This window comes from Paenibacillus silvestris, assembly GCF_009882985.1.
Lineage (GTDB): Bacteria > Bacillota > Bacilli > Paenibacillales > NBRC-103111 > Paenibacillus_E > Paenibacillus_E silvestris.
The window spans coordinates 70,817-92,620 of record NZ_WTUZ01000010.1; the positions used below are offsets into that span (position 1 = coordinate 70,817).

The 21,804-nt window shown below is 42.6% G+C and carries 26 protein-coding genes; 2 read left to right on the plus strand and 24 right to left on the minus strand.

Annotated features, from left to right (window positions below):
* Positions 1-4 precede the first annotated feature (4 nt).
* From GQF01_RS03765 to GQF01_RS03860, 21 genes are all read right to left on the minus strand, one after another.
* A complete protein-coding gene (locus GQF01_RS03765) occupies positions 5-1,309 on the minus strand; it encodes an epoxide hydrolase family protein (RefSeq protein ID WP_235958897.1) in 1,305 nt (434 codons plus the stop codon).
* 180 nt (positions 1,310-1,489) lie between these two features.
* Positions 1,490-2,185, minus strand: a complete 696-nt coding sequence (locus tag GQF01_RS03770; RefSeq protein WP_235958900.1) for a YjgB family protein — start codon at positions 2,183-2,185, stop codon at positions 1,490-1,492.
* 451 nt (positions 2,186-2,636) lie between these two features.
* The gene (locus GQF01_RS03775; RefSeq protein WP_161405537.1) at positions 2,637-2,924 is read right to left on the minus strand and encodes a hypothetical protein; all 288 of its coding nucleotides are present in this window, start codon (positions 2,922-2,924) and stop codon (positions 2,637-2,639) included.
* Positions 2,925-2,998: 74 nt separating this feature from the next.
* Positions 2,999-3,523 (minus strand): GrpB family protein, encoded by a 525-nt coding sequence (locus GQF01_RS03780; RefSeq protein ID WP_161405538.1) that lies wholly within the window; start codon positions 3,521-3,523, stop codon positions 2,999-3,001.
* 131 nt (positions 3,524-3,654) lie between these two features.
* Positions 3,655-4,107, minus strand: coding sequence for a peptide-methionine (R)-S-oxide reductase MsrB (msrB, locus tag GQF01_RS03785; RefSeq protein ID WP_161405539.1), 453 nt, complete (start codon positions 4,105-4,107; stop codon positions 3,655-3,657).
* 12 nt (positions 4,108-4,119) lie between these two features.
* Positions 4,120-4,548 (minus strand): organic hydroperoxide resistance protein, encoded by a 429-nt coding sequence (locus GQF01_RS03790; RefSeq protein ID WP_161405540.1) that lies wholly within the window; start codon positions 4,546-4,548, stop codon positions 4,120-4,122.
* A gap of 55 nt (positions 4,549-4,603) precedes the next feature.
* Positions 4,604-5,032, minus strand: a complete 429-nt coding sequence (locus GQF01_RS03795; protein WP_161405541.1) for an organic hydroperoxide resistance protein — start codon at positions 5,030-5,032, stop codon at positions 4,604-4,606.
* A gap of 154 nt (positions 5,033-5,186) precedes the next feature.
* Complete coding sequence (locus GQF01_RS03800) at positions 5,187-5,774, minus strand: TetR/AcrR family transcriptional regulator (protein WP_161405542.1); 588 nt, start codon at positions 5,772-5,774, stop codon at positions 5,187-5,189.
* Between the two features lie 139 nt (positions 5,775-5,913).
* On the minus strand, positions 5,914-6,339 hold the full coding sequence (locus tag GQF01_RS03805) for an NUDIX hydrolase (RefSeq protein WP_161405543.1): 426 nt from the start codon (positions 6,337-6,339) through the stop codon (positions 5,914-5,916).
* Between the two features lie 189 nt (positions 6,340-6,528).
* Positions 6,529-8,229 carry a peptidase G2 autoproteolytic cleavage domain-containing protein gene (locus GQF01_RS03810; RefSeq protein ID WP_235958902.1) on the minus strand — a complete coding sequence of 567 codons (1,701 nt, stop codon included), beginning with the start codon at positions 8,227-8,229 and terminating at the stop codon, positions 6,529-6,531.
* Positions 8,230-8,409: 180 nt separating this feature from the next.
* A complete protein-coding gene (locus GQF01_RS03815; protein ID WP_161406419.1) occupies positions 8,410-9,765 on the minus strand; it encodes a dipeptidase in 1,356 nt (451 codons plus the stop codon).
* Positions 9,766-9,796: 31 nt separating this feature from the next.
* Entirely contained in the window at positions 9,797-10,258 is a 462-nt protein-coding gene (locus tag GQF01_RS03820) for an MEKHLA domain-containing protein (protein WP_161405544.1), read from the minus strand.
* Between the two features lie 207 nt (positions 10,259-10,465).
* The gene (locus GQF01_RS03825) at positions 10,466-10,810 is read right to left on the minus strand and encodes a hypothetical protein (protein WP_161405545.1); all 345 of its coding nucleotides are present in this window, start codon (positions 10,808-10,810) and stop codon (positions 10,466-10,468) included.
* A gap of 6 nt (positions 10,811-10,816) precedes the next feature.
* Complete coding sequence (locus GQF01_RS03830; RefSeq protein ID WP_161405546.1) at positions 10,817-11,248, minus strand: hypothetical protein; 432 nt, start codon at positions 11,246-11,248, stop codon at positions 10,817-10,819.
* Positions 11,249-11,260: 12 nt separating this feature from the next.
* Entirely contained in the window at positions 11,261-11,626 is a 366-nt protein-coding gene (locus tag GQF01_RS03835) for a DUF2089 domain-containing protein (RefSeq protein ID WP_161405547.1), read from the minus strand.
* Positions 11,627-12,009: 383 nt separating this feature from the next.
* Positions 12,010-13,254: a serine hydrolase domain-containing protein gene (locus GQF01_RS03840; protein WP_161405548.1), complete on the minus strand. Its 1,245-nt coding sequence runs from the start codon at positions 13,252-13,254 to the stop codon at positions 12,010-12,012.
* Between the two features lie 13 nt (positions 13,255-13,267).
* The gene (locus GQF01_RS03845; protein ID WP_161405549.1) at positions 13,268-14,134 is read right to left on the minus strand and encodes a pentapeptide repeat-containing protein; all 867 of its coding nucleotides are present in this window, start codon (positions 14,132-14,134) and stop codon (positions 13,268-13,270) included.
* Positions 14,135-14,146: 12 nt separating this feature from the next.
* Positions 14,147-14,476 (minus strand): PadR family transcriptional regulator, encoded by a 330-nt coding sequence (locus tag GQF01_RS03850; RefSeq protein ID WP_157320653.1) that lies wholly within the window; start codon positions 14,474-14,476, stop codon positions 14,147-14,149.
* A 101-nt stretch (positions 14,477-14,577) separates the two neighbouring features.
* A complete protein-coding gene (locus GQF01_RS03855; protein ID WP_161405550.1) occupies positions 14,578-15,102 on the minus strand; it encodes a P-loop NTPase family protein in 525 nt (174 codons plus the stop codon).
* 195 nt (positions 15,103-15,297) lie between these two features.
* On the minus strand, positions 15,298-15,459 hold the full coding sequence (locus GQF01_RS35840) for a hypothetical protein (protein WP_202556065.1): 162 nt from the start codon (positions 15,457-15,459) through the stop codon (positions 15,298-15,300).
* Between the two features lie 38 nt (positions 15,460-15,497).
* Positions 15,498-16,253 (minus strand): cyclase family protein, encoded by a 756-nt coding sequence (locus GQF01_RS03860; RefSeq protein WP_161405551.1) that lies wholly within the window; start codon positions 16,251-16,253, stop codon positions 15,498-15,500.
* Between the two features lie 187 nt (positions 16,254-16,440).
* On the opposite strand from GQF01_RS03860, the gene GQF01_RS03865 reads away from it, so the two are divergent.
* A complete protein-coding gene (locus GQF01_RS03865; protein ID WP_161405552.1) occupies positions 16,441-16,713 on the plus strand; it encodes a hypothetical protein in 273 nt (90 codons plus the stop codon).
* A 75-nt stretch (positions 16,714-16,788) separates the two neighbouring features.
* Here the strand turns inward: GQF01_RS03865 and GQF01_RS03870 are convergent, their stop codons facing one another.
* Genes GQF01_RS03870 through GQF01_RS03880 form a run of 3 tightly spaced genes read right to left on the minus strand, consistent with a single transcriptional unit; the run spans position 16,789 to position 20,217 of the window.
* Positions 16,789-17,841, minus strand: a complete 1,053-nt coding sequence (locus GQF01_RS03870) for a Ger(x)C family spore germination protein (RefSeq protein ID WP_161405553.1) — start codon at positions 17,839-17,841, stop codon at positions 16,789-16,791.
* Positions 17,828-18,907 (minus strand): GerAB/ArcD/ProY family transporter, encoded by a 1,080-nt coding sequence (locus GQF01_RS03875; protein WP_161405554.1) that lies wholly within the window; start codon positions 18,905-18,907, stop codon positions 17,828-17,830. The genes GQF01_RS03870 and GQF01_RS03875 overlap by 14 nt, the downstream gene beginning before the upstream one ends.
* Entirely contained in the window at positions 18,904-20,217 is a 1,314-nt protein-coding gene (locus tag GQF01_RS03880; protein WP_161405555.1) for a spore germination protein, read from the minus strand. Before GQF01_RS03880 ends, GQF01_RS03875 begins: the two co-directional genes overlap by 4 nt.
* Positions 20,218-20,368: 151 nt before the next feature.
* On the opposite strand from GQF01_RS03880, the gene GQF01_RS03885 reads away from it, so the two are divergent.
* Positions 20,369-21,799 carry a hypothetical protein gene (locus GQF01_RS03885; RefSeq protein ID WP_161405556.1) on the plus strand — a complete coding sequence of 477 codons (1,431 nt, stop codon included), beginning with the start codon at positions 20,369-20,371 and terminating at the stop codon, positions 21,797-21,799.
* Positions 21,800-21,804: the final 5 nt, after the last annotated feature.

Here is a 21,804-nt window from a genome sequence, read left to right on the forward strand (position 1 = left end):
CCTTTTATCTCATTGATTTGAAGGCATTTCGAAGCTCCTCCACGAATAGCTTGGGCTGTTCCCATGCCGCGAAGTGGCCACCTTTGTTTAGCTTGTTATAATAGATCAGATTCGGGTATGCTTTCTCCGCCCAGCTCTTCGGCGCTTGATACAGCTCGTCTGGAAAAGCACTAACAGCAACCGGCAACGTGACACCTTTGACACTAAAAAAGGGATATTTGTTCTCCCAATATAGACGTGCTGACGAGATCGGCGTGTTCGTCAACCAATAGAGCGTAATATTGTCAAGAATATCTTCTCGTGATAGACCTTCTTGCTTTCCGTCAAAGGCATTTGCCATGAGTTCCAAGCTTTTCGCATCATGGTCGAGCATGAAGGCCGCTAAGCCGACAGGCGAATCCGCTAGACCAGTCAATGTCTGAGGACGTGACTCCATCATCTGCGAGTAAGCAAGCTGCATGTTGAAAAATGCGAGTTGTTCGCAGGCATGCTTCTCATCACCCGAGAGACCCGGGGGACAACCTTTGCCCATCATAATCGATTTTTCAATTTTGGCCGGAACTGCACCTGGCATATTCGTATGAATCCCAATCAATCCCTTTGGCTTCTGTACGCCCATCAAGTCTGCGATCATAGCACCCCAATCGCCTCCTTGCGCGACATATTGCGTGTACCCCAAACGATTCATTAGCTCACCGTATGCTTTTGCAATTCGGTCTGGCCCCCATCCGGTTGCAGTCGGTTTGCTTGAGAAACCATAACCAGGCATTGAAGGAATAACGACATCGAACGCGTCCGATGCCTTTCCACCATAGGCCGTAGGGTTCGTAAGCGGGTCAATAATTTTTAGCATCTCGATGATGGATCCTGGCCAGCCGTGCATAAGAATGATCGGTAAAGCATCTTCATGCTTCGACCGAACGTGAATGAACTGAATGTCCTCCCCATCGATATTGGTGGTGAACATCGGTAAGGCATTCAGCTTCTCCTCGAACTTGTACCAGTTATAATCCTTCGCCCAATAGTCCGCAAGTTTCTTCACCGTCGCCAGTTGTACGCCTTGAGTTTGATCCGAGACCGTCTCTTTGTCTGGCCATCTTGTCGCAAGTATGCGTTTGCGTAAATCAACGAGCTCACTTTCTGGAAAATGCACGTGAAACGGACGGATGGCGGTCTTGTCGGCTGTCGTTTCCTGAGGGGCTGCTTCCGCCTTGCCATTAGCTTCTCCAGTAATTGGGCAGCAAATCGTCAAGCCAACAGTCAGACTTAGCATCATTGCTGAACGAGAGAAAAATAATCTGAGCTTCATGAAGTAACGCTCCTTTTTGGAAACCAATGTGACGATCTATCATTAAGTTCCATCCGAAACGCAATTCTTATGCGCAGATCGCTCAACAGAATAGAAAGATCTTTTCACATGTATGTAAAAATAAACGGCCAGTTAGCACAACGCGGCCACCGATCTAAGCCGGCAGCCGCGTTGTCGTTATTAACCAGCCATGTTGTTGACTAAGTGTTTGGTATCAAAAACAGAGATGTGGTCTACTTTTCCGCTTGATTTGGGAATAATGAATTTAAGTTGAAACATATCAGATGCTTTATAAATATAAATCGTATCATCCCCATTAACTTTCGTATCTACTGGCTTTCCAAGGGCTTGCTCAATCTGAGCTAATGTTATGGTCTGCAGCTTGGGATCATTGGAGCGAATATCAATGATTTGATCACCTTTATTGAAGCCAATTACGGCATGCTTCTTCGTGTAAGTCGCATATATGCCACTTCCAGCCGCATCTTTACTATCCGCTTTCCCCCATGCCTTCTCCACATCTTGGAAGAAACTAGTTTCTCCAGCAAATTCTATGCCTGCTACCTTACCTGCCTTCGCTAATTCAAACATATCTTTAATTTGCTTCGTAACGGACGTCGTTGTTTCCGATGAGACTGGTTTTACATTAACGTTGCTGCTAGGCGTTGAAGCCGGTGTTGATGTCGGCGTTGATGTAGATGTCGGACTTGCGCTAGCTGTAGCTGAAGGTTCAGCTACTACATTTGGAGTGCTGCTTGCTATTGGAGTAGCTGCGTTCGCTACAGGTTTTTCAGTCGATGTACATGCTGTGAACATAACCATACTCGCGATTAACATTGGATATACCACTGCTGCTTTTTTCATATTGCTTCTCATAATATGTCTTCTCTCCTATGTGTTTGAGTGATTTCAATATATAAACGAAATAAAGTTAACTTTTGTTGCAGACCTCTTGTCTCCTTCCAAAGAAATAATAGCATGTCAAAAACAATCTTTCAAGAATGATCGTTCTTGTAACATATTGAACATTTAGTAGACCCTCTTTAGATGAGCGGGAAAAGCTACCGCTAAATCGCCCAAAAACGTAGCTACAGGTATGAGTAAATGGAATTTCTCCAGTTAATGCGGTCAATAAAGCTATGAAACAGGATGAAGGAAGTAATTAACGGTACTTTTTCCAGTTATTGGACGTGTCTATGAAGAACTGCTTGATATACAGGGAGTTTTTCCCGCTATTTGATTCGACTCCATAAATAAAGAGGCTATCCCTAATCATCCAATGATCAAGGACAGCCTCTTCTCTACTAAGTATGAAACTGCTAGCGCTTCAGAAAAAGGCGGATATCGCCCAAGCGCAAGCGCCCACGACCGCGACACATAGCCAAAAAATGCCGTATGTCTTCCTAAAGGAACGATCAGCAAAAGCCCTTCGCAACAGAAACTCGTTCACAATGATAAGGATGATTCCAATAAGTGAATACTTTCCCCAAAGAACAAGCAGTCTAATCGCTGGCTCGCCGGTATCGTTGAATAGAAAAGATATGCCTAGAAGAAGTAACGAGGCGAGCGTTGCAAGCACTAATATCGTGCGAGTAAAAAATGCGAGTAGTTTCATGTTTGCCTCCAAAAACAAGATGTCACAACTTATTTAAACTTCCTTAATGTTTTTAAAACAACATTACTTACTTCTTATTTCGTATCGGAAATTGAAGATTTGGCTATTTGAATCACATCCGTGATGAATGGATTTTTGGCATTCGTATATGCAGTCCTATCATTACGATACTGCTCTGCAAGAATTTGCTTCAAGTCATTGTATTGCTTTAAGACGTCTGGATGAGTCCTTAAATAATCTCTAAATAACAGTTGGTTTTTCCATTCTTCACTTCCATAATTGTATACATGCAGATGATGTGTTCCTGCCTTCCGTGGACCTTTTCTAAAAAATCTTCGATTAGGGAATTCTTTGTGATACACATGTTCAAAGCCTATTTGGGCTAAAGGTTCAATAAATTCCTCTACTTCTGTTAATTCATTCACTCCGACCATGAAATCAATCACCGGTTTGGCGCCCAAGCCTTGAACAGAGGTGCTCCCTATGTGTTCTATAGCGATCGCTTTTTGGTGAAATATTTCCTTGATTTTTCTTTCTTCCTGTATGTATTCAAAAGGCCAATTTTCGTTATAGTGTTCAATAACCACTGGTTTTTCCATACATTCCTCCTGATTATTTATACACTTATTTTAGCATGCTATTCAAGAAAAACCTCCCTTGGTTAAGTTGATAAAAAAAACCGCCATACAGGCGGTTTTTTTTTTAGGGGTATTTGTATGTCACCTGACATCTATTCTCTAAATAAGGCGGTATACTTGCCATATCCTCTTTTTTCAAGATCAGCTTTCGGAATAAACTCCATGGCTGCTGAATTCATACAGAATCGTAATCCCTCTGGACCCGGTCCATCTTTGAAGACATCACCTAAGAAGGAGTCGGCGTCCCGACTTCTGGCTTCATAACCAAAAGAGAAGAATTTGCTTTTTAGCACAACGCAGCTTTGATCTAAAGGCTTGGTAAAGCTTGGCCAGCCTGTACCTGCCTCATACTTGTCCTTCGAACTGAACAAGGGCTCACCCGAAACAATATCTACATAGATGCCCTCTTTGCTATTATCCCAATATTCGTTGTTAAATGGCCTCTCGTCCGCGCCATGCTGGGTTACGTCGTACTGAAGTTTGGTTAAAGACTTCAACCGTTCCTTCTTGTTAAAATCGACGCTGGTACTTTGATTTGCATTCATTTTCACTTCTGCTTAACCAACTACATTGGTTATGACTTCAATATTCCCATGAGTTGCTTTCGCATAAGGGCAAACCAGATGAGCTTCCGCGACGATTTCTTCAGCCACACTAGTTTCTATACCTTTAATCGTGATATCCATACTCACAGCTAATACATAGCCATCATCTGCATCCTTGCCAAGTGTAACGTTAGAATCGATGGATATACCTTCTGTTTTAATATTCTTTTTTCTAAGAATAGTCCCCATTGCGCCTTCAAAACATGCCGCAAATCCTGCAGCAAACAGTTGCTCTGGGTTTGTTCCAGCCCCATTACCCCCTAGCTCCTTCGGATATCTCAAGTCCAAGTTCAGATTACCATCTGTAGATACCGCTTTACCGTCTCTTCCACCTTGAACATTTACCGTAGCTGTATACAATTTCTTCTCCACTTTTACCATTTTCAAAACACTCCTTTTATAATAATTGGATTATTTTATACGCTTGTTTCGTTTCTTACCCAACGACGTTCGTTACGACTTCAATATTGCCTTGAGTTGCTTTGGCATAAGGGCAAACCAAGTGGGCTTCTGCGACGATTTCTTCAGCCACACTTGTTTCTACGCCTTTTATCGTGATGTCCATATGGATTGCTAACACGTAACCATCATCTGCGTCTTTGCCAAGCGTAACGCTAGAATTAATGGCTATGCCTTCTGTTTTCATATTCTTTTTTCTAAGAATAGTCCCCATCGCGCCTTCAAAACATGCGGCAAATCCTGCAGCAAACAGTTGCTCTGGATTTGCTCCAGCTCCGTTACCCCCTAGTTCCTTCGGATATCTCAAGTCCAAGTTCAGATTGCCATCTGTGGAAACCACTTTGCCATCTCTTCCACCTTGAACATTTACCGTAGCTGTATACAATTTCTTCTCCATTTTTATCATATCCTGATCTCTCCTCTTAATACTGATTTTTTTATATGAAGGCCTGATAGGCCGAAATAATTTTTGAACGATCGTTCAAAAATAAGTATAAAATAACAATTATCAGAATCATGTCGCTACTTCCAAACAGCTTCGTTAATTGAATCACACTGTTTTAGTCTAGTACCGACAGATTCATATTGATAATATGTTCAAATTTATCTTTTTCACTTAGAGCCTTAACCAATACACGAAGTCCTACTAATGTGTTATTAAAATAGTAAGACAAAAATTCTGCGCTCAGCGTCTTGGAAATTTCTCCCGATTGTTGGCCTTCCTCAATAATCTCACGAAGAAACTGTTCGAAATTGGCCCAGCCCAAAAGAACTAAATCCTTTGATATAGGATCCTGTTTTGCCAACTCAGTCGCGGTATTCACCATGAAACAACCATCAGGTATGCCAGATTCTGGTTGGACAATCATTTCAAGTATGAATCGAATTGCTTCCTTGGCAGAATTGGTATCAGCCATACGCCGCATAACCGGGCGCTTAACCACTTGGTCAAACATGTCAATATATTTCTTCAGAGCTCTGATGTATAGGGAGTGCTTGTCTCCAAAAGTATCGTACAAGCTTCCTTTGTGAATTCCCATGCAGGTAACCAAATCTTGCATAGATGTCTTCTCATAACCTTGTTCCCAGAATAACAGCATTGCTTTGAGCAAAACAGCATCTTCATCAAATTCTTTTGTCCTTGCCATATCGTTGTGCCCTCCTTTCTTAACAACAATTTACTACATAAAGAACGATCGGTCAAGAAATATTTTTGAACGAACGTTCTTTTATGGTTTTCTGTTCTATCGTGTATAGGTTTTATTCGTTTTGGGATACTACATCACACTAGCAATCCTTAAGTGGAATTGAAAATTCAATGTAAAATGGATGAAGCTCTTCATTCAAACAAAGCTCTATTCTTTGCTTGAAATTCCCCCAACTTACCATCTCTAATGCTGTTTTAATTGGAAAAAAGCCTACTTCTAATGACTCAGAGGTCGTTGTTAATTCTCCTCCGATAGGTCTGCCCAAGAATAAAGTGTTACAAATGCTAGCACTTACATTTTGAAAAACACCACAAAACTTTGTTATTTCAATATCAATTCCGCTCTCTTCTTTTGTTTCCCTGATCGCGGCATGACTCAATGATTCACCTTCTTCAACTTGCCCTCCTGGCATTTCCCAACCTCGCTTAGGTCCTTTTATCAATAAAATTTCGTTATGCTCATTAACTACAATTGTTGCTGCGGATACAATATGTTTTGGAACCATGTTATCGTCCTCCAACTCTTATAGAAAATATGAATTTACCATTTAATGTATACTAAAATGAACAAGAAGACAATCGCAATCGCTTCTATCGACATGTCTGGAGTAACGCAAAAATAGCAAAACAGAAATTAATCTACTTTGCTATTTTTATGTTCGTTCCAAATATGGCCGTAGCTCCATACCCACCTCTTACTCTTTAGCAAACTGAACAGGTTGCACCAAAACTAAGATTTGATGCGGTCCTGTACGCTTCATAACTCGATATCCTGCTTTTGAAGCAGTCGCAATCCCTTCATCATTAGGTTTACAATAACCTTTTGGAAGACATGTCCCATCGTCTCGCACAAGTATTTGTCCTAATAGTCCCACGGCGACCCATTCCGGCCTCTTCGACCTTGCCATGTATTCTTGCGATGAATCATAATTCGGATTAATACGCGGACGAGTTTCCATACGTTCAGGACTGATAACTTTTCCTTTTTGATCGAACACTGCGGGTATAAGAACATCATGCATCAGAACCCTGCCCCACTCATCGGTTATAAACTTGTCCTTCCATCTCAACTCTCCACTATTGGCCAAGAAAGATGGGGTTGCACTCGTTATGCCTAATAGATCATTATCATTCGAATTGGCTTTTCGGATACGATCACCCTCTCCATCCAGAGTCACCATGTAACCGACATCTATAGGTTGGCCGTCAATGGTTTCAAACATCTCTGCGAAGTCAGCACCGCCTCCAAACCAACCAACATCTGCAAAGCCCTTCCCATTATTCGTGCCTGAACCAATGATTTTGGCCGCCAAATTGTTTCCTGTTCCATCGTTGTTGAGACCATTGGCTAAAAACCAGGAAAAGTCGCTGTCCGCTCTTCCGGTTGTTCCCATAATGTGGGCACCTACAAATCCATTGGTACTTGTCTGAACTCCTTCGGAATGGGAAGCCGTTCCGCTGGCTATTGTTAAAATCCCCTCGGCATGGGCATTTAGCCCACTTGCTATCGTACCGGCGCCTTCCGCATGGGAGACAGGTCCAGTCGCTTGGGTTCCATTTCCTTCGGCATGTGAGGCAACACCGCTGGCGATCGTAGAGCTTCCTTCCGCATGCGCTGCTTCTCCACTCGCACTAGTGCCTTCCCCTTCAGCATGGGAAGCTACAGAACTCGCATTTGTACCTTGTCCTTCCGCGTGTGATGCAATTCCACTTGCCGTTGTACTAAAGCCTTGCGCATGCGATGACCTGCCACTGGCCGTAGTTAACCGTCCTTCTGAATGCGAAGCTAATCCGCTGGCTGTCGTATTGAACCCTTCCGCATGGGAAGCGTCCCCAATAGCTCTTCCAATTTGGCCTTCCGCATGACCTGCGAAACCACTTGCTGTTGACTCCGCGCCTTCGGCATGGGATGCATCCCCGCTTGCCGTAACAACTACCCCTTCCGCATGTGCAGCCAATCCACTTGCTGTATTTCCAAGACCTTCTGCATGTGAAGAATTTCCACTAGCTAGATTAGGGAAAGAAGTGCCAACTGAATCCACACCTCCTCCTTCAACATGGGAAGCCCTTCCACTGGCTGTATTCCCTTCGCCTTCTGCATGGGCATATATGCCAGAAACTGTCGTAGTCGTTTTTGTTCCCTCCGTATGTGAGGCTAGACCATTAGCGACCGTTGAATACCCTTCCGCATGGGAAGCGAACCCTATAGACTTCGTAGTAGAACCCTCGGCCAATGAACATGGACCCAATGATTGCGTATGACAACCTGGCGTAAACGGCGGACCAGGGGGGCCTTTGGGTCCTACTGGTCCTTGGAATCCACGAGGCCCTCTAGGTCCCGCAGGTCCTGGTGGGCAGGGTCGACATTTATCTTTATTTTTATCTTTATGTGACATAAGCCACCTCCCCAAAAATACTAAATAATACATTCTATTTGTAAAGGGCAATGAATGCATCCAACACTTGGAGGTGGCGACTAGTGGATTTTCTCTGATTCTATTCTATTTCGGCACAAATAAGAGACTCACAGCAGCGGGCTGTGAGTCTCACATTTATTTTTGTCCACACAAGAATATTCAAAGCCTTTTCAAAAATGAGGTAATGGTCAAAAGTCCTTTATCAAAGTTTTCAAGGTTAAAATGTTCATTCGGAGCGTGCAAATTCTCATCCGGAAGCCCGAATCCCATCAATACAACTGGTGCTTGAAAAATACGAGAAAACATTTCAACGACAGGTATTGTCCCGCCATCCCTTGTAAACAAAGGCCTTATGCCGTAGACCTCCTCATATGCATCAGCTGCAAGCTGCAGAAAGACATTCTTAGAATCAAGACGAAATGCCGGGACCTGAAAACCGGATTTAACAAATAACTTTGCACCTGGTTGAATGGAGTCTTCCAAGTGGCGCGTAATCTTGTTTATAATATCTTGCGGATCTTGCTCGCCGACAAGACGGCACGAAATTTTAGCATGTGCTTCCCTTGGGATAACTGTCTTCAAACCTTCACCTTGGAATCCGCCATAGACCCCGTTAAAATCTAGCGTCGGCCTTACACCAACACGTTCGATGAAGGAATAGCCTTCCTCACCGTACAAGGCGTCCAGCCCCAGACTCTTACGAACCCCTTCTTCGTCGTGGTTCATTTCCACGACTTCCGCTCTCATCGATGGCGTAATTTCGGGCACGCCTTCGTAGAAACCCTCAACCGTCACTTTGCCCGCTTTATCGTGAAGCGAAGCCAGTAAGCTGACCAATGCATTCAGGGCATTCGGAACACCGCCACCAAAAAGACCGGAATGCAGATCAGAATTGGCCGTTCGCACACTCACCTCAAGTGAACACACACCACGGAGACCAACCGTGATTGACGGTCTGCCTTTTTCGAGCATGGCCATATCGGATATGAGCAGCACGTCCGCAGCCAACATTTGTTGATGCTCTTCGAGAAATGAAGGAAGATTAGGGCTAGTTAGCTCCTCCTCCCCTTCAATACAGAACTTGATATTGATCGGCAGTGTTCCTTCCTGCTTTAAAATCGCTTCAACCGCCTTGATATGTAAAAATAATTGACCTTTATCGTCTGTAGCCCCGCGTGCATAAAGCTTGCCGTCGCGAATCTCTGGCTCGAATGGCGGCGTTGTCCACAACGGAAGCGGATCGACAGGTTGCACGTCATAATGACCGTAGACGAGCACAGTCGGCTTGCCTGGAGCATGCAAGTAATCCGCCGTCACAATAGGAAATCCATCTGTCAGATGTATCTCAACATACTCCATACCTGCATGGATAAGCTGACTCGCAAACCAATTAGCCGCCCTAATCATGTCAGAACTATAATCGGATAGCGCAGAAATGCTGGGAATAGAAAGTATCTCCATGAGTTCAGAAAGGTGTTGATCTTTATTTTCCGAAAAATAGCGTTCATAATTTATCAATTACATGACTCCTTTAACTTACGATGAATTAAATATACCGGTACTCTCGGAAGGTAGCCGCTTGTCCGTGGTTATGACCGGTCTCATCGATCAGATTCCACACCGTTGTATCCACGATATAGAATCGTCGACCTGACTTGGAAATCCGGATTCCCGTGTAGTTGTCGATGAAGCCTTGTTCATTGACAATCCTCAGGAAATGGTCACGCGCCTCCCGTTCCATCGGCTCCGCCGTTAAACGAGATGGCGTTTGCGTAAATGTGTCCCCATCCATCTCCCATAACTTCTGAGCTGCCAGGTTGCCGAAATTGAGCACTGGATCCTGTTCGTGTCCATGGGAAAGGACGATGAACGGCAAATGATATAACGCTTCAAATTCCGTTCCAGGTAACGGCTCATCTTCCAACAGTTTCTTCCCTGTTAAGCGCTCGTAACTGTCAATAATTAAGCGGGCATGGGCGTTAGTCGCCCCTATTCCAGTAATAGTCATGGTGTTGTTCCCCTATCCATTTGATTGTCTAAGTTGTTAATTCGTATGTTCAGTGTAAAATTTTATTAAATCCACAACAAATTATGAAATAATCAATATAATATAAAAATATTTATAAGATCGAATAGCCCTGCTAGACATACAAAAAAAGACAGCTAGCTTTTTCCGCCATCTGTCTTTTAATTTATAGATATACAATCTACCAACCTACAAGATTATCAACACTTCCGTACCGTCCTGAGCCTGAACATCAACCAGAACCGTCCCTTTACAGCGCTGCAACTCGTTAATTAGCTGACTGATGACTAGCTTCGTGTTGCGGTTATCAAGAGTTGAAAGTACCAGCTCAATCCCAAACCGACTGCTGTCCCCATCGTACCCAGTTTCGGAGCTTGAGTTCCAACTCGCTTGTCGGTCTTGCTGGTACATCCAATCCCTCATTTTGCGCTGTACGAAATTAGAAGTCAGAATACCGCTGCCCATGTGCAATATTGAATAAGGGACTGGAATCGTAAAAGCGAGCTTATTGGTTTTAACCTTCACAGTCATCATGAGCGATCACTCAATGACTACTGTGACTGTATCATGTTCACCAGAGCGAACATCAACAATTTGCCCGTCAAGTTCGTTTTCGATGGCATCGATCAGCAGGCTGATATCGATATCCTTCACATACTTCGCAGCCTGTGGAATATTGGACGCGATGCTGTGCCCCGCAACGAGAACAGCCTTCACTAGTTTAATTGGCAAATTGATGTTGACGTTATCGTTTTCTTGTGAAGTTACACGTATTTTCAATGTTTTATCTAAATATCGGCTGGATACCGATGAAAGTTTCTTCGAAAAGTCAGATTTACCCATTACCTGCATGACTTGCGATGAATGGGTCATAGGCTTCTCTTTTAGCGCGTCGATTAGCTCCGAAGCCTTGACTGAATCAATTCTGCCTTCTTGCATCATGGACAACACTTTGCTGATTTCTTCTTTCATCGTTTTTCCTCCCTATTCTTCTTTCAACATTTTGACCGCTTCATCCGCTGTAATTTCGCCATTCTCCAACATGGAAATGATCTTCTTCTCATCCACTTCCGATTTCTTGCGCGTCTCAAATCCGAGGGCAGTGATGATATCATTGAGCTTGCCGCGCACCGTCGGGTAAGAGATGCCAAGCTCTTTCTCCACTTCCTTGATGTTGCCCCTATTCACTAGAAAGGTGTACACAAAATGCAGCTGTTCCGGTGAAAGTAGAGCCAACTTTGACAATTCAAACGTGTTTTCAATCGTTGTCTGGCAATGTCCGCATGCCAGTTTGACGGCGTGCAGTGAATGGTCGCATACAGGACACTGTGTGATGATAGGATATTTCATACTCCACTCCCTTCTTTATTTATATTATAATTCAGAATATTAAATATATGAACGCATGAAGTTAATTTTTTTAATTTAAATATCAATAATATTAATTTTTGAGTTAACTCCACCACGAATTTTGGGAGCATCTCTTTGGATAAACAGGAAATAAGGCCGCTAATTCTCCCAATAACACATTAATGGGACGAACAACTGGAACTTCTCCTGTTCATGCAGATGATTGAGTATGGAAACAGGGTTAAAGGAGCGAATTAACTGGGCTTTTTCCAGTTATTAGTCTCAGATTCATAAAAAAATAGGCTATCCCAAGTCATCCAATGACAGAGGGAGCGCCTATTTTTGAACTTTCTGGGACAGCCTAATCTTTTATACAAACGGTATTAGTCTTCGATTGCCTGATACACTGTGGTCCAGAAATCGTGAATAAGCCGCGCTGAATCCGGAGTGGACATCCCGACCTGCGTGAGCAGAATGCCAATGAGCTGGTTGTCTGGATCGGCGTAGGTCGAGGTGCCGCTCCCGCCATCCCAGCCGAACTGGCCGACGGACGCATAGTCACCACGGTAGGTCCGCACCGCCATGCCGAATCCCCATCCGCCGTGCTGACCTTGGCCGAAAGACAAATGGACGTTGTTGATGGCCATGGCAGATCGGACGGCTTGCTGCTCCGGCGTGAGGCGATTGGTGGTCATAAGCTGAATGGCTGGCCGGGACAGTATCCGTTCGGTGCCATGCACTCCGTTATTCAGGAGCATCCGGTAGTAAGCATGATAATCGTCAACGGTGGAGGTAAGTCCGCCGCCTCCGCCTTGGAATGCTGGATTCAGGTTGTAGCGTCCACCCTTGGCCTCGTCCCACACATTGAACTCTCCAGTCTGTGGGTTGGGAGCGTAGAGTGGTGGCAGCCTGTCGATCTTGTTATCGGGTACATGGAAACTAGTGTCCTTCATGCCCAGCGGGTCAAAAATGCGATCACGCAGGAACGATTCGAACGATTGCCCCGTCACCCTAGCGACGAGCACACCGAGTAGATCGTTGCTGATGTGGTACTGCCAGCGCTCTCCCGGCTGGTACATCAGCGGGAGTGTGCCGAGACGCCGCATCCACTCATCCGGTTCGGGCATCGGCGTCGGCAGATCGGGCGTGAGCCCCTGCTCGAAGATCGCACCCATAATCGGCGAGCCCAGAAGCGTTATATCCATGCCGAGCCCGAACGTGGAGGTCAACAGGTCCCTTACGGTGATTGGCCTCCGCGCTGGCACAGTGTCGTCTAGCGGTCCATCGACCCGTTTGAGCACTCGCCTGTCAGCAAGCTCTGGCAGCCATGGATCAACCGGGTCATCCAGTCGCAGCTTGCATTCATCAAGCAAAATCATTACAGGTGCGACCGCGACCGGCTTCGAAGTGGACGCCATCCGGAAGATCGTGTCCCGGCTCATTGGCGCACCACCGTCATGGCGCATCGTACCCATTGCTTCCACGTGCTTCTCATCGTTCCGGCTGATCAGGGCTACGAGCCCAGGAATTTTCCCGGATTCAACGTGCCGTTCCAGTACATCACGCATTCTGATTAGCCCTGATTTGGAGAAACCGCCCTTACTTTGTTCCGTTGTGATCTTTGTCATTTGTTTTCCCTCCTTAACGAATCGTAACTTTGGATAGTTCGGCTCCCATACCTTTGAGCAGCGCATAGGTCAGTTTATCCATTGTTGCCCCGTCAAAGATGACGGTTTTGATCATACGATAGTACTTATTAGTGAGAGTAAACCCAGGCTGAAAAGATACATTATGAAAGGTAGCGCCCTTGAATGAGACTTCGGTTAACGCTGCTTTGTCAAATTTCACCCCGATAAATGTCTGCCCATCAAAACGTTGCCCGGTCAGATCCGTATATTTGAAATCAACGCCTTCAAATACACAACCTTCAAAAACCGTTTTTCTAAGATCGGTCATCGTTAACGTAACATCAGTTAGTCGTACACCCGTGAATTTGGCACCATCAAGTCCCGACTTGCTGAAATTTGTTCGTACTAGGATCGTCTTATTGAAGCTTGCATTTTTCAAATCAAGTGTGATTAGGCTGCAGTCCGTCAGATTCGCACCATCAAAATTGGCTTCGCGCACATCACTGGCCTTAAATGAACTGCCGGTCAAATCTGCACCTGAAAAGTCGGAACCGTGCAGCGCACTGCCCTTAAACTGCCCCTTATGGGCCGTAACGCCTGCAAAATCACTATCCGTGAGGTTGCTTCCACTGAAATTGGTCAATACTTGCCGTTCCAATGAACGGGAGAGGTTAGCGACCTCCAGAATCGTTTGCTCAATGTCGCCAATACTTTCCACAGTCATTTTGAACGCTGTTTCATCATCTTTACCCTCCTCTCTTAGTTCACGATATCGCTCTTGCAAATCGCTAAGAAGGTCAGCCTTTAATTCGGTGACACTCTTCACCCCGTCGTATGGTGTAAATACGCTGTTCAGATAATTCGTCAATTTGGGATTCATTCAAATCACTCCTTATACTAAGTTCTCTAACACGCGTTTTGCATACTCCCAGTTGCTTTTGTTGCGATCGTAAGTGTTCTTGCCCTTTTCGGTTATTCTAAAATATTTACGTCGTCCGCCCTGTGATTCATCGCCCCAATACCACTCAATGTCGCCATCTGCTTCAAGCCGTCGAAAGCTGGAGTACATCGTAGCTTCCTTAAGTTCATACTCACCGCTTGAACGCTCAGCGATTAGTTTGACAATCTCGTAACCGTATCGATCAGCTTCGGACAAAAGCCGTAATATCATTGTATCTGTATGTCCTCGCAGCAGGTCGGATGTGATCTTGTTCTCGCTCATACAATCACCTCCATAACTGTATGATAAGCCATATTACTCTGACTGTCAAGGTACTACTCTCATTATATTACTGGATAGAGCGCTTTCTCAACGATTATACGTCAATCTAGAGAGCTTATAAATTTACTTGTTTCCTTTAGCGTTATGGACTTAGAAGAATGTTCAGCTAACTTATGTATAACTTTTGGTTTGACCTTACTTTCAAAATTATCATTCCAGATAAACATCTTCCTGAATATGTCCAAATTCGGTTTATAGTTGGATTTTTCTATTCTAAGTACCTGTAAAATAAATCTTCGAATGATTCGATACTTTCTTTTTGAATAATTCGTATCCAAGAAAATAATTAAATCGGCACGATTAAAACTTTGGAATACCCATTCGTTATAATGAGCTCCCTCTATGATCCAACTATTTGAATGAACAATTGATCTGAATAGCTGATCTCTTTCTTCATCTGTTCTTCTAATGTCTCTTGGTTGATGCCTCTTCCAAACAACGTTATCCAATTCGTAATGCGGAATTAATAGTTTATTTGAAAGATTTCTAGCTAATGTTGTTTTACCACTGCCAACGGAACCTATAATATGCACTTTTTTCAAGGGAATTTCATTAAAATCAATCATTCAAGCTCCCCTCCGCATTAAACTGAACTGCTCTTCACCATATTAACATATTTTGGTAACGTTTTCACAGAGTCGGTCGATTACCAATTAGGAAAGCATTGCTTAGCATTCAATTTTCACTGAACGATAAAAGACCGTCGGATCAGACTCCGCACGGTCTCTCATGAATTGCATGGTTGATGATTTTGTATATGCTCACGCGTGATATTTTCCTACGGGTGCATTCAATACCCACTCCAAAATTTCAATTTTGGAACGAATCGCATTTATTTCTTCTTCGTTGTCTGCAGAATTGAGTCGCTGCGCTGTCTGCTCTAACTGATTAATCATGCGCTTAATTTGATCTTCAGATCTCATTTGCCATACCTCCGAAACTGGATCTCCCTGCACCTTGTTTACTCAAAAATGGCAACTGGCCTCGCCCAACCGGCACTTGCCCGCTCTACCTTAACAGGAAAACAGGATACTTTGAAACCGTATGGTTGTGGCAGTTGATCAAGATTCGCAAGTTTTTCAATCTGGCAATATTCCTTATCTTTGCCTAAATAGTGCGCTGCCCATAGCACACCTTCTCTCGGGTTCTTGCGATATTCCTCAGCCTGCAAATTCAGCGGAATATCCCAACCCCAACCATCCGTTCCAACTACCTTGATTCCACATTCGAGCAACCAAAGTGTCGCCTCAGGTGAAACGCCAGCATGCAGGAACGCATAATGTTCGTTGTAAAGTCGTTTATCTGCATCGCTGCGAATGAGTACGATATCCAGTGGTTTCAGGGTATAGTTGATCCGCTTCAACTCTGTGATTAGATCGTCTTTGGTAATTTCATAACCCGGCGGTTTACTGCTGAAGTCAAGTACCACGCCATCTGAATAAAACCACTCTAGCGGAAGCTCGTCAATTGTTCTTGAGGGCTCACCTTCCGAAGTAGGCCAGTAATGCCATGGTGCATCTACGTGTGTTCCAGAATGCGTATTTAATGTGACAGTCTCTGTGGCCCACGCCTTCTTTTCAGGAAAATCCTCAGGTGAGAGACCTAGCGCTGCTGCTGCTTGGAGTGCTCCGTCCTCGTGAGTGGAGTATTCGATTTTTGCAGGCAATGGTTCCCTAATTCGTGGACTGATTGGGACACTTAAATCAATAAGTTTCACTATTATTACACCTCATCTTATCTTCTTGGTAGTCTCCGTAAAATAATAACATGAAAAATGCGGAACCAGGATATTCAATTTTTTTATATCCAAATATTTCTTTGGCAAATGTTTCAAATATATCCCAAATTGTTTACAGATATGATGAGGCAGTACAATAAATCATACCTTAGGAGAGTGGTACACGATGAGTTCATTCAAAACCAAATTGATTTTACTTCTTGCGGGTTCGAGTTTAATGCTTCCGAGCGCCATAAGTGCCGCGACCGAAACTGTGGATACGCCAACTTACACGTATCAGGATGGATTTGTTCAAACTTTAGTGAATGGTACCTATGTTCCCGGCTATTATGTAAATGTCAGTGAAGATACGGTAGCTGTATATATCCCTGGTGGGGTAGGATTAATCGCTGTCAATAAGGATGCTGTTTTGCCTGAAGGATCCATCATCCTAGATTAGGATATTCCAATTCCAATATTACATTTGTACATCTAGCAATAAAAAAACAAAGGGGTGATCCCCTTTGTTTTTTATTTATTCTATTTTTACTTGAGCCTGAAAATTCACTTTTAAATGAGGGTAATATTCGTCTCTCCAGTTCTTTAACTCCGAATAAGGAATTTGATTGCGGAAATGTTGGCCAAATCCGAAAATGTCCGCTTTGTTTATTTGGGCTTGTTCGAACAAACTGTAAAATCGCTTTTCGATCAGTTTCTCAAGGTCACTTTGTATTTGAGCATGCGAGACGCCTTCTTTTTTTTCTAGAATTTCTATTTTTATAGATAAATCGCTTGACACCATCAACTCATCCGTTTTCATTGACGGTTTAATTTGTAAGGAGCTATTTTTTACCATGATGCTGGCGTAGCCAAGACTCTCTATCTTTCCTTTTGTCTGATGGTTTTGAAACAAATGAATGAATTGATTTTCACTTGGACTAATTCTTTCCATCATCTTTCCATTTTTCAACACCGCGGATCCTTCAAAACTGAATAAGGTATCTTTTCCGGAATTAACGACGGGAACGGCAATATCATTTGTATATGAAAACAAGCTTCGATAAACCTCCCAAATACGGGTGGTCGAAATCTCAGGTGCCCAATCAACCCCTTTATAAAAGTAGTCAATGACGGAGGTTGCATGGGAATCTAGTTTATCGTTAATACTTGAAAACATTTTCTCGATATTTTCATCTGTAATGGCCAGCAATGCAATGGAAGGTAACTCCTTGGATTTCATCAAAAATTGAATGACTTCACTGATATCTTCATTGTCATTTGCCAAATTGCTTTGGATGAGAATTAATCGTACTTGTTTGTAGTACAAAGCATCCTTCGTATTAGTTTTCAGCTGTTCCAGAGCGCTTGAAACGTTTGTACCCTTTTGGGTTACTGTTCTTGATAATTTACTGCCTTTTTCCGTTTCTGGAATATACAAGGTCACTTTGTATTGATTATCGTTTTCCCTGCGAATCCCGATGATTAACGGAATGTCACGTTTATCTATTTCTTTAATATCCCAACACCCACTGAGAAGGGGTAGAGCGATAAGAACAATAACAATTTTAAAACAACTAGTTCTTTTCATAACCCAACCTCCCCTTACCAGCAAAGAAGCCATAGATAAAAATGGTAAAAGGAATAATAACGATAAAAAAAACATTAAAGCCTGCAGCCCACAAAGCTAATTTCTCAATCCAGGCAAGACTTGGAACAGACACTGCGAAGATGAATGCAATAAGTGAAAAAGCACTTATCCAATAAGAAGCTTTGCTTCTCCTCCACTTGAACAATTTCTGTATGATTTGACCAATCATCCATAGTAAAACAGCATTTAATATCACTGTAAACCCGACCAATGACAGACCGAAGAACATCGTTTGCTGGTTGAATACAAACCAATTCATGTCTACGGAATCCGCCGCTTCTTTTGTAGGAAAAGGAAATGTAACGACAGTTTCTTGACCAAAAATGAAGAGCGGTAAATACACAACAGCTAGATAGAAACATATCACATAAGCCCATACCCCAATAAGTTGGCCGAACTTCAAATTAGTTTCAGGTGGTACAAATCCTATTAATAATGATGAGAATCCCATAAGATATAAGAAATTCATATCCGTTAAGAAATCGAGGGATGACGGCCATACCGGTAAAGCGTTCTTAAAATCAATATTGACAACCGAGGAGATAATGACAAAAATCACCATAAAATTAACAATGAAGAAAATGAAAACGGAGGACCGCAATATCGTACCTAAACCTTTTATAGCTGTATAGGTTGAAATTGCGAGGAGAAGAATCAATATTGCCCAGCCAGGTGTCCGAATTAAAAAAATGGAGCCAATGCCTTCAGCATGATGGCGAAGACTCATCGCAACCACCGCAGTCAAATTGAATATGCAGGGGATTAGGAAAATGAACGCAACCCATTTTCCCATCTTCAAATAAATATCGATCATATCTTTTTGCGGGAAATAATTTAAACCTTTCTTGTAGACTATCATTAAGATCAATTGTAGCAATCCGTAAGAAAGAACCACTCCCCAATGACCGGTTTTCGTTAACTTATATATGAGATTAGGATACTGCATATAACCGAATCCCATATGCATGATAATAAAAACCAACCCAAGCTGTAACCTTGAAGTCACTTTGTGTCGCCCTTTCCTTCTATACGAAATGTCACATACGGAATGCCGCATGACGTTAAACTTGCCAAATATATACAAACAAAAGTTAAACCAGCAAATAAACCTAAAATACCGTAAACAGAAGCCAAAATTAAAATGGGGTACTTCAGTGCACGAATGTACAAGGAATTTTGTACGCCAACTACTGCTGAACTTGCAATCAACATCGCGGTAATCACAATGACTAATAAATTACTAACTAATTTTGCTTCAACCATCGCCTGGCCAAGGATGATCCCTCCAACCATTGTAATAGCAGGACCTACACTTTTCGGGAGTCTCACAATCGCTTCAATGATTAAATCGACGATCACGACCATTGTAAGGGTTTCAATAATGGGTGTTAGTGGAATTCCTTCTCTACTTTCTGAGATAAACAAGGCGAGATCGATTTTCAAAACATCAGGGTTAACCGATGTTAACGCAACATATAAAGCGGGAAGTACGAGTGTGGCTAATGCTCCCAATCCCCTTAGAGTTCGAATCATGAGTGACAGCCCATAAGGGAAATTGCGATCGTTTACCGTACTGAGCATATCCAGAAATAGATGAGGAAAAACAAGTGCATACGGGTAATTGTCTATAAAAAGAACGACTCTGTTCTTTTTTAACGAATCGATGGCTTGATTCGGAATTTCAGTCGAGAATAGACAGCTGACAGGATTGAACTTGCGTTGTCCAAAATGCTTATTAAGGTCATCAATCGTATCAATATCCATTTCAATTTGTTTTAACTGCTGGTCAACCTTTTCAATTAGAGCACTTGGAGCTCTTCCTTTAATATACAGCATTGAAATCCTTCGCTTACCGAGTTCTCCAACTTGATAGGAACGATGGCACAAACGATCTGTACTCAGCCACTTTCGAAGCAACCCTAAGTTAGTATCAATATTCTCTACAAAGGCATCCATAGGACCAAGGATGTTACTTTCATTTTTGGGCTGATCAATGTTTCGGCTTAGGTTGTGGGAGATGGGGTCAAGTAAGACATTGCGATTGCTCTCTGATATGAGCACTAATCTGCCTTCTACAATTCCTTTGGCGATTTGTTCGGCATCAACATCAAGTTGATCACTAAGATTAGTGAATAGTTCAGTGATGGAGGACGACATTTTCGCCATTTGTCGAATATATAAATTTGAATTCGTGAAGTCTATCAGCGTGCTTAATCCTAAAAGGTAAACGGTAATTTGATGAAATTGTTCTTCCTGAATGAAAAAATCATCATGCTCAGCGAATCTGGATTTAATTTCCTGGACTAAATTTAGCATGAATTAAACCCCTAGTTTTAGACGTGATACTAGTTTGAGCGTTGAATGGAATTTTTATACAGGAAAGACCGATTTTCAAAAGCATCCACTCTCATATTTTCACCTTAATTTGGGAATATTACTTGTAAATCTTAAGTACGGGGGTTTGCAAATGGAGCAGCGTTTGGCTATATCTGAAAAAACCATGCATGTGGCACTGCATCAATTCATCTTCCCTTTTTCCATCAACCGAACCTCACAAAATCGTTTCAAAGAACAATTACTCAAAGATGAATTTAATCCATTTCTTATATACGAGACTCAGCAAGAAGAGAGGTATTATGGACCGGGGTATCAAGTGTCTCACCGGGAGATGGAACGATACTATCTACCTTTCACAAGCAAGTTCTTGTTTCCTCATGCGGAAGGTAACGAGGAAGGCTTTCGACGTTATTCCAAACAAATGAATTTAGAATGTTCCCTCCACTCCCCGTATTACAATTTAGCTTTTACAATTCATTCGCTTGACGTTATCCTTTGCCCTTTTGACCTAGGATTTATCACGATTCGCACAGAACTAAATTGTGCGGAGCTCAGTTATTCACTAGCACTGGAATTCGCCAAGCGGTTTAGAGTCCTTCAGAATATGAATAAGCAAGATGATGAATCTTATATTCAAAATAACAAGATGACATTTAAAGAAAGTGAATCGTTTATATTTCATATTTTAGGGCCAAATACTTTGGCGTTTTTGGAGAAAGGACGGCAGAACGAAGCCCACTTTGAGAAGTTGCCTTTCTTTCTGGATGAATGCATGTATGTAGCATGTTTTTATTCATTCGTAGAAAGTTCAGAAATCTCTTTAGTGGACATTTATCGGGCTGCACGTATCGACGGGTTGGATAAAGAAGGCAAACCATTCATTGGCGCAACCAATTTGAATTATATCAAATCGTACAGCGAGCGGCACTCTTACGACAGGTGGGGGCCAGACACTTACTTTATCACAGATGAAAACGCATTTTCTTGTATCACCAAACAATCTCATCCTATAGCAGTCAAAATAGCCAATAAAATGTATGGCGAGTATTATTATGGTCTGCTGCTTAATTTATTTCACAAAATCGTGCTTCTCAAAATTTCTAACCAATACTCCCAAGTTCGTCTGGAGCAAAACCAGGGTAAAATCGAAGAATTAATTCGGTCTATTACTGATTTTTCTGCAAAATATTATTTTATTGAAGTCGTTTCCCAGTCCCAAGGGAAAGAGATCTTCCTTCAGCTGCGGAAGTTCTATGGGAATGATGAGCTTTTTGTTGAGGTAAAAAGGACGCTGACCGATCTGTTTGAATATCAGTCCAATTATACGAATAAACGCGCTAGTTATATGCTTCGTATTTTAACGATCTATACCGTAATAAGCGGCATTTATGGCATGAATCAAGTAATAGAAGATTTAAAAGGACCTATTAACTGGACAAAAATGAAGGATTATTCGGTATTTCAGTATTTTGCTTTCGTAGTTGCTGTCTCAGGAATTCTCATCGGAATTAGTTTAGCCATTGATTCTTTGCGGCAACTAATAAAAAAACGCAAGTATTAAAATAA

What these genes read in the sequence shown, in the direction of transcription:
- GQF01_RS03855 (WP_161405550.1), bottom strand. Translation starts at nt 15,102, where the DNA reads ATGATTGATTTTAATGAAATTCCCTTGAAAAAAGTGCATATTATAGGT.
- GQF01_RS03820 (WP_161405544.1), bottom strand. Translation starts at nt 10,258, where the DNA reads ATGACTATTACTGGAATAGGGGCGACTAACGCCCATGCCCGCTTAATT.
- msrB (WP_161405539.1), bottom strand. Translation starts at nt 4,107, where the DNA reads ATGAATGCAAATCAAAGTACCAGCGTCGATTTTAACAAGAAGGAACGG.
- GQF01_RS03845 (WP_161405549.1), bottom strand. Translation starts at nt 14,134, where the DNA reads ATGAATCCCAAATTGACGAATTATCTGAACAGCGTATTTACACCATAC.
- GQF01_RS03770 (WP_235958900.1), bottom strand. Translation starts at nt 2,185, where the DNA reads ATGAGAAGCAATATGAAAAAAGCAGCAGTGGTATATCCAATGTTAATC.
- GQF01_RS03870 (WP_161405553.1), bottom strand. Translation starts at nt 17,841, where the DNA reads ATGAAAAGAACTAGTTGTTTTAAAATTGTTATTGTTCTTATCGCTCTA.
- GQF01_RS03850 (WP_157320653.1), bottom strand. Translation starts at nt 14,476, where the DNA reads ATGAGCGAGAACAAGATCACATCCGACCTGCTGCGAGGACATACAGAT.
- GQF01_RS03830 (WP_161405546.1), bottom strand. Translation starts at nt 11,248, where the DNA reads ATGAAAGAAGAAATCAGCAAAGTGTTGTCCATGATGCAAGAAGGCAGA.
- GQF01_RS03885 (WP_161405556.1), top strand. Translation starts at nt 20,369, where the DNA reads ATGGAGCAGCGTTTGGCTATATCTGAAAAAACCATGCATGTGGCACTG.
- GQF01_RS03825 (WP_161405545.1), bottom strand. Translation starts at nt 10,810, where the DNA reads ATGATGACTGTGAAGGTTAAAACCAATAAGCTCGCTTTTACGATTCCA.
- GQF01_RS03795 (WP_161405541.1), bottom strand. Translation starts at nt 5,032, where the DNA reads ATGATAAAAATGGAGAAGAAATTGTATACAGCTACGGTAAATGTTCAA.
- GQF01_RS03835 (WP_161405547.1), bottom strand. Translation starts at nt 11,626, where the DNA reads ATGAAATATCCTATCATCACACAGTGTCCTGTATGCGACCATTCACTG.
- GQF01_RS03840 (WP_161405548.1), bottom strand. Translation starts at nt 13,254, where the DNA reads ATGACAAAGATCACAACGGAACAAAGTAAGGGCGGTTTCTCCAAATCA.
- GQF01_RS03880 (WP_161405555.1), bottom strand. Translation starts at nt 20,217, where the DNA reads ATGCTAAATTTAGTCCAGGAAATTAAATCCAGATTCGCTGAGCATGAT.
- GQF01_RS03780 (WP_161405538.1), bottom strand. Translation starts at nt 3,523, where the DNA reads ATGGAAAAACCAGTGGTTATTGAACACTATAACGAAAATTGGCCTTTT.
- GQF01_RS03805 (WP_161405543.1), bottom strand. Translation starts at nt 6,339, where the DNA reads ATGGTTCCAAAACATATTGTATCCGCAGCAACAATTGTAGTTAATGAG.
- GQF01_RS35840 (WP_202556065.1), bottom strand. Translation starts at nt 15,459, where the DNA reads ATGAGATCTGAAGATCAAATTAAGCGCATGATTAATCAGTTAGAGCAG.
- GQF01_RS03765 (WP_235958897.1), bottom strand. Translation starts at nt 1,309, where the DNA reads ATGAAGCTCAGATTATTTTTCTCTCGTTCAGCAATGATGCTAAGTCTG.
- GQF01_RS03800 (WP_161405542.1), bottom strand. Translation starts at nt 5,774, where the DNA reads ATGGCAAGGACAAAAGAATTTGATGAAGATGCTGTTTTGCTCAAAGCA.
- GQF01_RS03865 (WP_161405552.1), top strand. Translation starts at nt 16,441, where the DNA reads ATGAGTTCATTCAAAACCAAATTGATTTTACTTCTTGCGGGTTCGAGT.
- GQF01_RS03775 (WP_161405537.1), bottom strand. Translation starts at nt 2,924, where the DNA reads ATGAAACTACTCGCATTTTTTACTCGCACGATATTAGTGCTTGCAACG.
- GQF01_RS03790 (WP_161405540.1), bottom strand. Translation starts at nt 4,548, where the DNA reads ATGGTAAAAGTGGAGAAGAAATTGTATACAGCTACGGTAAATGTTCAA.
- GQF01_RS03810 (WP_235958902.1), bottom strand. Translation starts at nt 8,229, where the DNA reads ATGTCACATAAAGATAAAAATAAAGATAAATGTCGACCCTGCCCACCA.